The sequence below is a fragment of the Falsiroseomonas stagni DSM 19981 genome (assembly GCF_900114315.1).
GTDB classification, from domain to species: domain Bacteria; phylum Pseudomonadota; class Alphaproteobacteria; order Acetobacterales; family Acetobacteraceae; genus Falsiroseomonas; species Falsiroseomonas stagni.
Map to the genome: position 1 here is coordinate 1 of NZ_FOSQ01000013.1, position 14,601 is coordinate 14,601.

At 70.6% G+C, this 14,601-nt stretch carries 11 protein-coding genes; 9 read left to right on the top strand and 2 right to left on the bottom strand.

Annotated elements, in window-relative coordinates; genetic code table 11:
- The 3 genes from BM041_RS23905 to BM041_RS23915 form a co-directional block, all read left to right on the top strand.
- The coding region (locus BM041_RS23905; protein WP_175534129.1) for a transposase at positions 1-306 on the top strand (306 nt) is incomplete at its 5' end.
- A 128-nt stretch (positions 307-434) separates the two neighbouring features.
- Positions 435-1,022, top strand: a complete 588-nt coding sequence (locus tag BM041_RS23910) for a hypothetical protein (protein ID WP_092962440.1) — start codon at positions 435-437, stop codon at positions 1,020-1,022.
- 588 nt (positions 1,023-1,610) lie between these two features.
- Positions 1,611-2,066, top strand: coding sequence for a hypothetical protein (locus BM041_RS23915; RefSeq protein ID WP_217648832.1), 456 nt, complete (start codon positions 1,611-1,613; stop codon positions 2,064-2,066).
- Positions 2,067-2,305: 239 nt separating this feature from the next.
- Here the strand turns inward: BM041_RS23915 and secA are convergent, their stop codons facing one another.
- Positions 2,306-5,035, bottom strand: coding sequence for a preprotein translocase subunit SecA (secA, locus tag BM041_RS23920; protein WP_092962441.1), 2,730 nt, complete (start codon positions 5,033-5,035; stop codon positions 2,306-2,308).
- 254 nt (positions 5,036-5,289) lie between these two features.
- Here secA and BM041_RS23925 point away from each other — a divergent pair, with 254 nt between their 5' ends.
- The 6 genes from BM041_RS23925 to BM041_RS23950 all read left to right on the top strand — a co-directional run bounded on the left by BM041_RS23925 (position 5,290) and on the right by BM041_RS23950 (position 14,209).
- Positions 5,290-6,201: a peptidylprolyl isomerase gene (locus BM041_RS23925; RefSeq protein WP_092962442.1), complete on the top strand. Its 912-nt coding sequence runs from the start codon at positions 5,290-5,292 to the stop codon at positions 6,199-6,201.
- Positions 6,202-6,216: 15 nt separating this feature from the next.
- Positions 6,217-7,455, top strand: a complete 1,239-nt coding sequence (gene argJ, locus BM041_RS23930) for a bifunctional glutamate N-acetyltransferase/amino-acid acetyltransferase ArgJ (RefSeq protein ID WP_092962443.1) — start codon at positions 6,217-6,219, stop codon at positions 7,453-7,455.
- A gap of 359 nt (positions 7,456-7,814) precedes the next feature.
- Complete coding sequence (locus BM041_RS23935) at positions 7,815-8,906, top strand: bifunctional GNAT family N-acetyltransferase/(deoxy)nucleoside triphosphate pyrophosphohydrolase (RefSeq protein ID WP_092962444.1); 1,092 nt, start codon at positions 7,815-7,817, stop codon at positions 8,904-8,906.
- Between the two features lie 62 nt (positions 8,907-8,968).
- On the top strand, positions 8,969-9,730 hold the full coding sequence (locus tag BM041_RS23940; protein WP_092962445.1) for a competence/damage-inducible protein A: 762 nt from the start codon (positions 8,969-8,971) through the stop codon (positions 9,728-9,730).
- Between the two features lie 184 nt (positions 9,731-9,914).
- Complete coding sequence (folE, locus tag BM041_RS23945) at positions 9,915-10,553, top strand: GTP cyclohydrolase I FolE (protein ID WP_092962446.1); 639 nt, start codon at positions 9,915-9,917, stop codon at positions 10,551-10,553.
- Positions 10,554-10,795: 242 nt separating this feature from the next.
- The gene (locus tag BM041_RS23950) at positions 10,796-14,209 is read left to right on the top strand and encodes a beta strand repeat-containing protein (RefSeq protein ID WP_092962447.1); all 3,414 of its coding nucleotides are present in this window, start codon (positions 10,796-10,798) and stop codon (positions 14,207-14,209) included.
- Here the strand turns inward: BM041_RS23950 and BM041_RS23955 are convergent.
- Complete coding sequence (locus BM041_RS23955) at positions 14,206-14,592, bottom strand: RidA family protein (RefSeq protein WP_092962448.1); 387 nt, start codon at positions 14,590-14,592, stop codon at positions 14,206-14,208. The two genes, BM041_RS23950 and BM041_RS23955, sit on opposite strands and share 4 nt — an antisense overlap.
- Between the last annotated feature and the right edge of the window lie 9 nt (positions 14,593-14,601).

The window sequence follows — 14,601 nt, forward strand, 5'->3', positions numbered from 1 at the left end:
AGCCGTCATGTCGCTCCAGGCGCCCATGCCGTCATCACTCTCGATGGCGCGGGCTGGCACCAGACCGGCGGCAAGCTCCAGGTCCCGGAGAACATCAGCCTGCTACCATTGCCGCCCTACTCGCCCGAGTTGAACCCGGTCGAGAACGTCTGGCAGTTCCTGCGCCAGAACCAGCTCAGCAACCGGGTCTACGAAACCTACGACGCTATCGTCGATGCGTGCTGCGATGCCTGGAACGCCCTCATCAACGATCCAAGCCGCATCACCTCCATCGCCACCCGCGACTACGCACAGGTCAACCGTTGAGGGCGTTGGTATTAGACGAGCGTCCCTTTTTTAACCAGATTGCCGAGATTTCACGCAACTCCCGATCACATAATCTTGCCTGGGAGGGGGCCTGCCCGCAGGGTGACGCGGGGGAGGAACCACATCGCATGACAGGGAATTCGCCGAAGGGCCTCGGGCGCCGCCTGCTGGTCATCCGCCTCGGTGTCGCGGCGCCGAGCATGGCGCTGGCGGGTGGCGCGGCCGCCGCCCCGGCGCGGCAGTCAGGGCCGGAGACGGGCGCGACGCCGGTCCAGGGCCGCTACACCGGCATCAATGACAGCGACCCGAGCGACGGGCCCGGCTATGGCCGCGGCCAGCGGCGCGGCACGGGCATCACGGACAGCGACCCGAGCGACGGCCCCGGCAATGGCCGCGGCCAGCGGCGCGGCACGGGCATCACGGACAGCGACCCGAGCGACGGCCCCGGCAATGGCCGCGGCCGCCCGCGCGGCACCGGCCTGACCGACAGCGACCCCAGTGACGGCCCCGGCAACGGTCGCGGCCAGCGCCGCGGTACGGGCATCACGGACAGCGACCCGAGCGACGGCCCCGGCAATGGCCGCGGCCAGCGGCGCGGCACGGGCATCACGGATAGCGACCCGAGCGACGGCCCCGGCAATGGCCGCGGGCGACGGACGGGGCTGACGGACAGCGATCCCTCCGACGGGCCTGGACAGGGGCGTCGCGGGCGCTGAGCGGAGGGCGCTGAAACAGGAAAGGCCCGGCGCCATCGGCACCGGGCCTTCTTCACTGTCGCCGGGCGAAGGCCCTCAGGCCTTGCCGTGGCAGCTCTTGTGCTTGTTCGCGTGGGACTTATTGCCCTGTTTTCGCTGATTAAAATATGCGTAGATCGCTTAAGCCAAACATCTGCGCAATTTGATTCGGGTGCGCCTTCGGTAGCACCACGCAATGAACTGAGCGCCTGTGCATTTATTCACAAGGACATGATCTGCGCGATCAGCCCATGAGTTCCACAGCAGCACGCCTCTGGTCGCTATTCGCGGGTCAAGTTTGCTGCGTGCCATTCCAGCCTCCCCAGACCTTGCCTCCAATTGATTTAGTTGTTTACTTCAATTCCTTTAGGCAATCTCTAGACTTAACTCGCCACAACTATTCTTGTTGAGGGCGCATTGCGCATGGGACTCTGCCTCAGTTTAGAGGAATTTCTCATGTTGCATTGCACATCCACGGCGCCACACGCCATCCATCACGCCGCTTGCGGGTGCGGTGAGCCTACCCCAGGCTTCGCGCGACGCAGCGTGCTCGCAGCTGCAGGCGTCCTGATGGGCACAGCCCTGCTTGGTCGCCCAGTTGCTGCGGCGAGTGGCGATTACGAGGCGATGCTGGTCAACTGCATTGATCCGCGGTTCACCACCAACAGCCTTCAGCACATGACCACGAACGGCATGCGCGACAAATACAGCCAGTTCGTGATCGCTGGCGGTCCGATTGGCGCCGTGCATGAGCGCTTTGCGCCCTGGCATGGTGCCTTCTGGGATAACCTGGACATTACGGTGCAGCTGCACAACATCAAGCGAGTTGTGGCTTTGACTCACAGGGACTGCGGCGCAGCCAAGCTCGCCTTTGGTGATGCAGCTGTCGCCACTCGGCAATCGGAAACAGAGGCTCACGCGGCAGCACTGCGCGTCTTCTCAGCAGAGGTCCGGCGCAGGAAGCCTACACTTGTTGTTGTGGCAGGCATCATGGATTTGAACGGCACCGTGGACGCAGTAAGCTGAGATAGCTCGCCATGGCATGAGACACCTGCGCAGCGGTCTTCAGGGATCGCTGCGCGCCAGTCTCGTCATCACCATCCGGCTACGGCCGTGGCCAGCGCCGCGGCACGGGCATCACGGACAGCGATCCGAGCGACGGGCCTGGACAGGGGTGTCGCGGGCGCTGAGCGGAGGGTACTGAAACAGGAAAGGCCCGGCGCCATCGGCACCGGGCCTTTTTCATGGTCGCCGGGCGAAGGCGCTCACGCCTTGCCGTGGCAGTGCTTGTACTTCTTCCCCGACCCGCAGGGGCAGGGGGCGTTGCGCGGCGTGGCGGACCAGGTGGCGGGGTCGTTCGGGTCGACGCTGGCGGCCACCATGGGCTGGCGCACGGCCTGGGTCGCCGTGCCGTATTCCATGGCCGGGCCGCCATCCGCGAAGGCCAACTCGTTCGGCGGCGCGTCGTGCCGCAGGTCCATCACCTGCACCGGTTCCGGCATGGGCGGCGGCGCGTCCGGGCGGATGTCGATGCGCATCAGCACGCTGGTGGTGCGCTCCCGCAGATCCTCCAGCATGCTGTTGAACAGGTTGAAGGCTTCGGACTTGTATTCGTTCAGCGGGTCCCGCTGGCCATAGGCGCGAAGGCCGATGCCCTGGCGCAGATGGTCCAGCGACAGCAGGTGTTCCTTCCACACCGCGTCGAAGATCTGCAGCAGCAGGCTCTTCTCCACCATGCGCATCAGGTCGGTGCCGATATTCGCGACGCGGGCGGCATAGGCTTCGTCCGCCGCCTTCTCCAGCCGCTCCCGCACCTGCGTCTCGTCGATCCCTTCCTCCCGCGCCCAGTCGGCTACGGGCAGGTCGAGCCCGAGGATGGCGAGCACCTTGTCCTGCAGCCCGGTCAGGTCCCACTGCTCGGGATAGGCGTTTTCCGGGATGGCGGCATCGATCAGCTTGCCGATCGTCTCCCGCCGCATCTCGGCAACCGTCTCGGCGACGTCGGGCGCGGTCATGAAGGCGCGGCGCTGGGCGTAGACCTCCTTCCGCTGGTTGTTCATGACGTCGTCGTATTTCAGCAGGTTCTTGCGGGTGTCGAAGTTGCGCGCCTCGACCTTCTTCTGCGCCTTCTCCAGGGCCTTGTTGATCCAGGGGTGGACGATCGCCTCCCCCTCCTTCAGGCCGAGCTTCTGCAGCATGCCGCCCATGCGGTCGCTGCCGAAGATGCGCATCAGATCGTCTTCGAGGGAGAGGAAGAAGCGGCTCGCCCCCGGGTCGCCCTGACGGCCGGAGCGGCCGCGCAGCTGGTTGTCGATGCGGCGGCTTTCATGCCGTTCCGTGCCGATGACGAGCAGCCCGCCCGCCGCCTTCACGGCGGGGCGCATCGCCTCCACCTCCGCCTTGTGGCGGGCCAGCGCGGCTTCGTATTCCGGGCTGTCGCTGTTGCCCACCTCGGCGCGCGCCAGCATGTCGGCGTTGCCGCCGAGCTGGATGTCGGTGCCGCGGCCGGCCATGTTGGTGGCGATGGTGACGGAGCCGAGGCGCCCGGCCTGCGCCACGATGCCGGCTTCCTGTTCGTGGAAGCGGGCGTTCAGCACCTGATGCGGCACGCCCTTCTGCTTCAGCAGTTCGGAGATCAGCTCCGACTTCTCGATGCTCGTCGTGCCGACCAGCGTCGGCTGGCCGCGTTCCCGCGCCTCCGCGATCAGCAGGGCCACCGCCTCATACTTCTCGCGCGCGCTCTTGTAGACCTCGTCATCCGAATCGACGCGGGCCACCGGCACGTTGGTCGGGATCTCTACCACTTCGAGCTTGTAGATCTCCGCGAACTCATCGGCTTCGGTGGAGGCCGTGCCCGTCATGCCCGCGAGCTTGGGGTACAGGCGGAAGTAGTTCTGGAAGGTGATGGAGGCCAGCGTCTGGTTCTCGGGCTGGACCGTCACATGCTCCTTCGCCTCCAGCGCCTGGTGCAGGCCGTCGGAGTAGCGGCGGCCTTCCATCATGCGGCCGGTGAATTCGTCGATGATGACGACCTTGTCCTGGCGGACGATGTAGTCGACGTCCCGGGTGAACAGCACATGGGCGCGCAGCGACTGGTTGGCGTGATGCACCAGCGTGACGTTGGAACTGTCGTAGAGGTTGCCCTCCGTCAGCAGCCCGGCGTCGCGCAGCGCGTTCTCCAGCGCCTCCGTCCCGTTCTCCAGCAGATGGACGGTCTTGAGCTTCTCGTCCTTCTCGAAGAGCGTCTTGTCCTTGACGAGCTCCTTCATCACCAGGTCGACGCGGTTATAGAGTTCCGAGGTGTCGTCGGTGGGGCCGGAGATGATGAGGGGCGTGCGCGCCTCATCCACCAGGATGCTGTCGACCTCGTCCACGATGGCGTAGGCGAAGTCGCGCTGGACCATCTCCTCCAGCCGGTACTTCATGTTGTCGCGGAGGTAGTCGAAGCCGAATTCGTTGTTGGTGCCGTAGGTGACGTCGCAGGCATAGGCGTCGCGCCGTTCGTCATCCGTCATGCCATGGACGATCACGCCGACGGACAGGCCGAGGAAGCGGTAGAGCCGCCCCATCCATTCGCTGTCGCGCTTGGCCAGGTAGTCGTTCACGGTGACGACATGCACACCGCGGGCGGGCAGTGCGTTGAGGTAGACGGGCAGGGTGCCGACCAGGGTCTTGCCCTCGCCGGTCTTCATTTCCGCGATGCGGCCGTCATGCAGCACCATGCCGCCGATCATCTGCACGTCGAAATGCCGCAGGCCCAGCACGCGCTTGGCGGCTTCGCGCACCGTCGCGAAGGCCTCCGCCTGGATGTCATCGAGCGTCCTGCCCGCGGCGAGTGCGGCGCGGAATTCGGCGGTCTTGGCCCGCAGCGCGTCATCCGACAGCGCGGCGAGGCTGGGCTCCAGCGCATTGATCGCCGGCACCCGCGCCTGGTAGCGCTTGACCTGGCGGTCGTTGGAAGTGCCGAAGAAGGCGCGGACGAGGCGTTGGAACATGGGGTCCTGGGGTCTCCGGCCGGCGCGGCGCCGGCCCGGGTCCACCCGCCCGGCGGGCGCCCGCGCCGACATCGATCGGGGGGCGCGGCCGGCCAGGCAAGGGCCCAATGCCGGCGGCGGCGCGGCAGCGGGAGAGATAGGCGGGCGACCCCGCCGCGTCAACGCGAAGCCGCGGGGCCTGCCCCGCGCGCCCCCATTCTTGTGGCAGGCCCCATCATCGGCCATCTTCCGCCCCCTGACGGAGAACCCCCCGAATGCGCCGCACGGCCCTGTTGTTCGCCGCCCTGATCCTGCCGGCCGGCATGGCCCTGGCGCAGGGCTCGCCTGCTGCCCCCTTGGCCGCCCCCTCGGCCGCCCCCGCCAATCCCGTGGTCGCGCGCGTCGACGGCCAGGATATCCGCCTGGACGATGTGCAGGACGAAGCCCGCCGCCTGCCGGAGGAACTGCGGAACATGCCCCCGCAGATGCTCTTCCCCCTGCTGCTGGACCAGATGATCACCCAGAAGGCGATCACCCAGGCCGCCCGCGCCGCCAACCTGGCGCAGGACCCGGAAGTGGCCGCCCGGCTGCGACGGGTGGAGGAGGAGACGCTGCAGCAGGCCCTCATCACCCGCGCCGTCGCCCCGCTGCTGACGGAGGAGGCGCTGCGCGCCCGCTACCAGCGTGACATCGCCAACCGCCCCGCGGAGGAGGAGGTGCGCGCCCGCCACATCCTGACGCCGACCGAGGCCGAGGCCCGCACCGCCATGGCCGAGGCCCGCCGGGCCGGTGCCGATTTCGCCGAGGTGGCCCGCCGCCGCTCCACCGGCCCCGGGTCCCGCGAAGGCGGCGACCTCGGCTTCTTCAAGCGCGGCGACATGATCCCGGAATTCGCGGAAGCCGCCTTCGCCATGCAGCCCGGCCAGATCAGCACGGCGCCGGTCCGCACCCAGTTCGGCTGGCACGTCATCAAGGTGGAGGAACGCCGCGCCGTGCCGCCGCCGCCCTTCGAGGAAGCGCGCGAAGGGCTCCGCCAGACCGCCTTCGAGGAGGGTGTGAACGCGGAGGTGGAGCGCATCCGCGCTGCCGCGCGCATCGAGCGCTTCGGCATGGATGGCAACCCGGCCCCCGCACCGTCGCTGCTGGACCGCGCCGCGCCGCCCGCCCCCGCCCAACCCCGCCGCTAGAAGAAGATACCGACCATGGCCGGCAAGGACCTTCCCGTCTCTCCCCTCGCGCTGCCCTTGCCGGAACTGCCGCCGGTGCCGGGCGTCAGCCTCGGCTCCGGCCGTGCCGCCATCCGCTACACGACGCGGGAGGATGTGACGATGATGGTCTTCCCGCAGGGGACGACCGTCGCGGGCGTCTTCACGAAGAACAAGTGCCCGGGCGCGCCGGTGGATTGGTGCCGCGCGGCGCTGGCGGGTGGCAAGGCGCGGGCGCTGGTCGTCACCGCCGGCAATTCCAACGTCTTCACCGGCAAGGCCGGCCGCCAGACCTGCGCGGATACCGCCGCCGCCATGGCGCAACTCGCGGGCTGCAAGCCGAAGGAGGTCTTCCTCGCCTCCACCGGCGTGATCGGGGAGAAGTTGCCGACCGAGAAGCTGGTCGCGGCGCTTCCCGGCCTGTTCGGCGCGCTGGGCGATGATGGCTGGCAGGGCGCGGCGCGCGCCATCATGACCACCGACACCTTCCCCAAGGGCGCGACGCGCACCGCGAGGATCGGGGACGCGACGGTCACGGTCAGCGGCATCGCCAAGGGCAGCGGCATGATCGCGCCCGACATGGCGACCATGCTCTGCTTCCTGGCCACCGATGCGAAGATCCCGGCGCCGGTCCTCCAGAAGATCCTGGCCAAGGGCAGCGACCGCTCCTTCAACTGCGTCACGGTGGATAGCGACACCTCCACCAGTGACACGGTACTGATGTTCGCCACGGGTGCGACGAAGCACGCCCGCGTGCCCGCCGAGGGTGGCGCCATGCTGAAGGATTTCACGCGGGCGGTGCATGAGGTCCTGATGGACCTGGCCCTCATGGTCGCGCGCGATGGCGAGGGCGCGCAGAAGCTGATCCAGATCGACGTGACGGGCGCCGTCTCGGCCAAATCGGCCCACCGCATCGCCATGTCCATCGCCAATTCGCCCCTGGTGAAGACCGCGATCGCGGGCGAGGACGCGAATTGGGGCCGCATCGTCATGGCCGTCGGCAAGGCGGGCGAGCCGGCGGACCGCGACAAGCTCTCCGTCGCCGTGGGCGGCACCTGGATGGCGCGGGAGGGCGGCGTCGTCGCCGGCTATGACGAGACGCCGGTGGTCGCCCATATGAAGGGGCGCGAGGTGATGATCGAGGTCGACATCGGCCTCGGCCGCGGCAAGGCGCGGGTTTGGACCTGCGACCTGACGCATGGCTATATCGACATCAACGGGTCGTATCGCTCCTGAGGGGCGCCTCCTCCCGGATGTAGAGGCTCCCGCGCCGTCCGCCGAAGCGGATGCCCGGCGGGACGCAGGGGCCGCGATGCGGGCCCCAAGGCGAAAAGACCGGGGCCGCGATGCGGCCCCCGAGGGAAGAAGACCGGGGCCGCGATGCGGCCCCCGAGGGAAGAAGACCGGGGCCGCGATGCGGCCCCCGAGGGGTAAAGACCGGGGCCGCGATGCGGCCCCGGGGCAACGGTCGAGCGGTCGCGAACAAAACGATCACGCCGGCCCGCCAGGCGACCTTACCGCCCCCCACGCCTCGCGTTATGAGCGGCACGGCAGTTCCCCCTTCACGACGCCGGCAGGACCGTTCCCACCGACCCATGGCGACCTCCCTCCCCCTCGCGCCCGACGCCCCCGCCCCGCAGGACGCCGATCCGCTCGCGCCGCCGCCCTTCGCGCCGCTGCGGACGGAACGCCTGACCATCCGCCCGCTTCGGCCGGAGGACGCGGCCGACCTGCACCGCCTGGTGAATGACTGGGAGGTGGCGAAGACCCTGGCGCGGGTGCCCTTCCCCTATCCCCGCGACCTGGCCGATGAATGGATCGCCTCCACCCGGATGCAGATGGCGGCGGGCCATGCCTGGCACCTCGCCATCACCGGCCTCGAACAGGCGGGAACGCCGGAGGAGCGGGAGGTGCTGGTCGGCTGCATCGGCCTGACGCGGGATGCCGGCAAGCGGGAGGCGGAGCTGGGCTACTGGGTCGGCCGCCGCTTCTGGGGCCATGGCGTGGGGCCGGAAGCGGCCGGGCGCGTGGTGAGCTGGGCCTTCGCCAATATCGACGTGGACCGGCTGGTGGCGTCCGCCCTGGTGGACAATGAACGCAGCCAGAAGCTGCTGGGCCGCATCGGCTTCCGGGAAACCGGCGACGGCGTGCGGGATTTCGTGGCCCGCGGCGGCCCGATGCCGGTCAAGCTGTTCGAGATGACGCGCGCCGACCTGCCCGCCCCCGCCCCTTCCGCCACGCCGCCGGCCGCGCCCGCCCTGGCGGATGGCCCGGCCGATGCGCCGGGGAAGAAGATCCTCCTCGTCGCCGCCTGCGCGCTGATCGATGGCGATGGCCGCGTGCTGCTGGCCAGGCGGCCGGAGGGCAAGCCGCTCGCCGGCCTCTGGGAATTCCCGGGCGGCAAGGTCCATGCGGGGGAGACGCCCGAAGCCGCCCTGATAAGGGAGCTGAAGGAGGAGCTGGCGATCGACGTCGCCGAGAGCTGCCTCGCCCCCTTCGCCTTCGCCAGCCATGGCTATGAGAAGTTCCATCTATTGATGCCGCTGTATCTGTGCCGGCGCTGGACGGGCGCGGTGACGGCGGTGGAAGGCCAGGCGCTGGCCTGGGTCAGGCCGCAGAAGCTGGCCGACTACGCCATGCCGCCGGCGGACAAGCCGCTGGTCGCGCTGCTGCGGGATTTCCTGTAGCGACCGCCCCACGACCCCGGCCATCATCGTACCCTGACCGAATAGCCTGAGGATTCCGCCTGATGACGGAGACCAACCCCATCGCCTGCCTTCTCGTCATCGGCAACGAGGTGCTGTCCGGCCGCACGCAGGACGCCAACATCAAGTTCCTGGCGACGCGACTCGGGGAGATCGGGATCCCGCTGCGGGAGGTCCGCGTGATCCCCGACGTGAAGGACACCATCGTCGCGACGGTGAACGAGGTCCGCCGCAGATTCGACCATGTCTTCACCACCGGCGGCATCGGCCCGACCCATGACGACATCACGAGCGAATGCATCGCCGCCGCCTTCGGCGTGCCGTGGGAACCGCATCCGGAGGCCTGGGGACGGCTGGAGCGCCACTACAAGCCCGGGGAGTTCAACGCCGCCCGCCAGCGCATGGGCACCATGCCGCGCGGCGCGGCGCTGATCGACAACGCCATCTCCATCGCCCCGGGCTTCTCGATGGAAAATGTCCACGTCATGGCCGGCGTGCCGCGCATCATGCAGGCGATGTTCGAGGCGCTGGCGCCCACGCTCCAGGGCGGGCCGCCCATCGCGTCGCGCACCGTGCACGCCAATGGCGTGATGGAGGGGCGGATTGCGGAGGGGCTGGCGGATATCCAGCAGCGGTGGCCCGACCTCGATATCGGCAGCTACCCCTACTACCGGATGGGCGGCGGCGGCGTGGCGCTGGTGGCCAAGGGAAGCGACCCGGACGCGGTGGACGCGGCCTCCGCCGCCATTACCATGCTGCTGCGCGCCATCGGCAGCCAGCCCGTGCAGGGGGAGCCACCCGTCTGAGGCGAAGGGTTCAAGCCATGGTCCGGGGGGGCGTCCATGCCGCCAGCGCGGGGGCGACATGCACGCTCCTGCCCACTATTGCGCGACGCGGGACCACCCCCATCTGGCCTGCTGAGGAAGGCGCCGTGACGCGGCGGCGCGACAAGACAGACGCCGCATCCAGACGCCATCAGGAAGCAAGACCGTGAACATCCAGACCCCCGCCAGCCTCGCCGACCCCCAGGCATCCACCATCCAGCGCCCGTCCCGGGCCGAAGCGGAAGCCGCCGTCCGCACCCTGCTGCTCTGGGCCGGCGACGACCCGAACCGCGAGGGCCTGGTCGATACCCCCGCCCGCGTCGCCCGCGCCTATGAGGAATTCTTCGGCGGCTACGAGGTCGACCCCGTCGAACTCCTCGCCCGCTCCTTCGAGGAGACGGACGGCTACGACGAGATGGTCGTGCTGCGCGACATCCGCCTGGAATCGCATTGCGAACATCACCTGGTGCCGATCATCGGGCGCGCGCACATCGCCTACATCCCCGATGGCCGGGTCGTCGGCATCTCCAAGCTCGCCCGCGTGCTGGAAGCCTATGCCAAGCGCCTGCAGATCCAGGAGAAGCTGACGGCGCAGGTGGCGAACACAATCGAGACGGTGCTGAAGCCCAAGGGCGTCGCCGTGGTGATCGAGGCGCAGCACCAGTGCATGACCACCCGCGGCATCCACAAACCCGGTGTCAGCATGGTCACGTCCCGCATGCTCGGCGCCTTCCGCGACGATGCCTCCACGCGCCGCGAGTTCCTCGCGATGATCGGCTCCCCGCGCCTCGGCGCGGAGGGGTAGCCCCGCCACCCCGGACGATCGACCTGCGGCCGCCATCAATGGCCGCAGGTCGCGCATCCCCGCCGCCGGCCCGGCGGCGGAGACGGCCCGCCCTGATGGCGCGCTGCCGGCCGGACCAGCCGGCCACCAACGGAATCTTCACCATCGCCACGGCAGGATAAGCCTGCCGCCCTGCTGCGCGGCCGCTTCGCTGGACGACGCCGGGCACCCCATCCGCCCGGCCGCGACGAGGGCAGAGGGCGATGCAGGTCACGTCCATCATCCTGCGGGCCGCCGGGCAGACCCTGACGGTCAATACCCTGACGCCCGAGCAGGTCGGCAACCTCAGCGATGCCTTCCTGGCGCGGATCACGCCGCAGGCGATCGCCGCCCTCGGCAATGACCAGCTGGCAGCCCTGACGCCGGCGGCGATCGGCAAGATCCAGGCCCGCGCCTGGACCGGCCTCTCCTCGACCCAGGCATCGGCGCTGGGCACCGCGCAACTCGCTGCCTTCGGGACGGCGGCGATCGCCGCCCTGCAGCCGCAGACGGTCGGCGCCCTGGGCTCCACCCAACTCGCGGCCCTCGCCCCCTCCCAGGTCGCCGCCATCCCGCCCACCGGCATCGCCGCCCTCTCCCCGGACCGGATCGCCAGCCTCTCCGCCACCCAGGCGGGCGCCCTGGGTGCCCGGCAGGTCGCGGCGCTCCGGCCCGTGGCGGCCGCCGCGCTCAGTGCGGAGGCCCTCGGCGCGATCGGCACCGCGGCGCTGGCGGCCATGCAGACGGGCAGCATCGCGGCACTCGGCACCGACCAGATCGCGGCCCTGTCCACGGCGCAGCTGGGCAGCCTGACGCGCCAGCAGACCGCCGCGCTGAAGCCCGCCCAGGTGGCCGCGCTGGGCACGGCGCAGATCGCTTCCCTCTCCCCCACCGCCACGGCCGGGCTGAGGACCATCACCGTCGCCAGGCTCTCCGCGGATGCGCTGGGCGCGCTGTCCACCGCCCAGCTGGCGGCGATGGAGGGGCGGCAGCTGGCAGCGATCGCCGCCGATGATCTCGCGGATCTCTCGGGCGCCCAGCTCGCCGCCATCAGTGCCTCCGCCATGGCGCTGCTGACGGTGGGCCAGATGGCGGCCTTGGGCACGGAGGATCTGGACGCGCTGACCACCGGGCAGATCAGGGCCCTCGGCCGCGCGCAGGTCGAGGCCTTCTCGGCGGCGGAGGTCGCCTCCCTGGAAACCGCGCAGCTCGTCGCCCTGTCCGCCGCGGGGATGGCGGGGCTGGAGGCGGAGGATTTCGCGGCCCTTTCCAGTCATCAGCTCCGCGCCTTCACCAGCACGCAGATGGCATCGCTCCGCGCCGCGCAGGTCGGCGCCCTGTCATCCACGGCCATCGCCGCGCTGCGACCGGACCAGGTGGCCGCGCTGTCGCCGACTGCGCTGGCCGCGCTTTCCTCCGATGCCTTCGCGGCGCTGGGGACGGAAACGCTTGCCGCGCTCCGGCTGCCGCAGATCCGCGCGCTGGGATCGACGCAGATGGCGGCCCTCGGCTCCGCCAGCCTGGCCGCGCTGAGCGCCAGCCAGGTGGCGATGCTGGGTTCCGCCGCGCTGGCGGGCCTGTCGACCACGGCGGTGCGGGGCCTGACCGTCGATGCGCTGGATGGGCTGTCCGCCGGCGCGCTGGGTGGAATGCCGCCCGCGACGCTGGCGGCGCTGTCCACCACGCAGGTGGCGGGGCTGTTGCCGCGGCAGCTGGCGGGCCTCGGCTCCGCCCAGGTGGCGGCGCTGGCCAGCACGGCCATCGCGGCGCTGACCACGACCCAGGTCGCGGCCCTCTCCTCCACCGGCATCGCGGGACTGTCGGCCGATGCGGCCGCGGCGCTGTCCACCATGGGCCTGGCGGCGCTGGGGCGGCCGCAGATCGCCGCCCTGTCCAGCACCGCCTTCGCCGCGCTGACCACGACGCAGATCGCCACGCTGACGACGACCCAGATCGGCGGCCTGACCGCCACCCAGGGCGCGGCGCTGACGACCGAGGCCCTGGCCGCGCTGGGCACGGCGGGCCTGGCCGCCCTGCCGCCCAGCGCCCTCTCCGGCCTGCTGCCGACAAGGCTGGCGAGCCTGTCCACCGAACGCCTGGCATCGCTCTCGACCACGCAGATCGCCGGCCTGACGGCCTCCCAGGTCGAGGCGCTGGATTCCGCCCGAATCGGCGCGCTGACGACGACGCAGCTCGGCGCCCTCACCCGCGTGCAGGCCACGGGGCTGACCTCCACCGTGCTGGCCGGCTTCTCCACCGGGCAATGGGCGGCGCTGTCCAGCAAGGCGGTCGCCGGCCTGTCATCGGGGGCGATTGCCGCGCTGGACCCGGGGGAGGTCGCCGCCCTGTCCTCCGCCGCCATCGGCGCGCTGCGCCCGGCCACGCTCGCCGCGCTGGGCACGGCGCATCTGGCGGCGCTCAACACCACGCAGGTCAGTGCCCTCGATGCCGGGCAGGCCGGGGCGCTGGCGGCGGAGGACATGGCCGCCATCGGGACCGCCGGGCTTGTCGCGCTGTCGAGCAGCGCCATCCGCGGCCTGTCCACGGCGGCGATCGGGGCGCTGGATGCCGGCTTCCTCTCCGCCCTGTCCACGGCGGGACTCGCGGCGCTGACCTCCAGCCAGGGTGCGGCGTTGCAGGCTGGCGCGGTGGTGGCGCAGGGCACGGCACGGCTGGCCGTGCTGGCGCCGGCCGTGATCGGCGGGCTGCAACCCGGCGCGGTGGCGGCACTGGCCAGCACACAATTGCAGTCGCTGGGCACGAGCCAGGTGGCGGCGCTGGGCTCCGCCGCCCTGGCGGCACTGTCCTCCACGCAGGTGGCGGCGCTGTCCTCCGCGCAATTCGGGGCGCTGTCCTCGGCGGCGATCGGTGGGCTCGACCCGGACAGCGTCACCGCCCGGCTTGGCGCGATGACCACCACGCAGGTCGCGGGGCTTGTCTCGACGCAGGTGGCGGCGCTGGGCAGCTCGGCGGTCGCGGGCCTTGCCTCCACCGCCCTCGCCGCGCTGGGATCCAGCGCGATCGCGGGGCTGAGCACCGACTCGCTCGCGGCGCTCGGCAGCGGGATCACGGGGCTGACGAGCGCCCAGATGCGCGGCCTCGGCTCCGCGCAGATGGCCGCCTTCACGACGGCGACGCTGGGCGCGCTATCCGCCGCGCAGATCGGCGCGCTGGGCTATTCGGCGACGCGGGCGCTGACGACGGAACAGATCGGCGTGCTCGACACCGCGCAGATCGCCGGGCTGGGCACGGTGCAGATGCTGGCGCTGACCACGGACCAGCTGGGCGCCTTCACCACCACCCAGCTGCGCGCCCTGACAACGACGCAGATCGCCGCCCTGACCACGGCGCAGGTGGCGTCGCTGACCACGGAGGCACTGGCGGCGCTGGGGCCGGAGGATACGCCGGGGCTGACCACGCTCCAGCTCCAGGCGCTGGCGCCCACGGATATCGGCGTGCTGGGCGCGGAGGCCTTCGCCGCGATGCAGCCCGGGACGCTGGCCGGGCTGGATCATGGCCAGCTGGCGGCGGTGACGACGGCGCAGCTGGCCGCGATCCGCGCCCGCCAGGTTGCCGCCTTCACCCAGGCGCAGCTGCAGCAGTTCAGCGAACCGCAGCTGGCGGCCCTCTATGGCTAGGCGACAGCTTCCGCTTCCACCTCGAACACGAAGCGCGGGTCGGCCAGGCCCGCCACGACCAGCAGCGTGCTGGTGGGGGCGAGGGTGCCGAGGAACTTCTCCCGCTCCGCCCGCCACGGCCCGATCAGGGCGCGGTCGGTCAGGAAGACGCCCATCTTCACGATATTGGCAGGCCCCATGCCATGGGCGGCCAGGATGGCGCCGAGATTGGCCAGCGCCTGGGCGATCTGCGCCTCCCCGCCCGACGCGATGCTGCCATCGGGCCGGACGCCGATCTGCCCGGAGATGACGAGGCGCCGGCCCGGCCCCTCCACCAGCGCGGCATGGGAGTAGCGAGACCCCGGGGCATGGACGCCGTCCGGGTTGGTGAAGGTGACGGGCATGATGTCGCT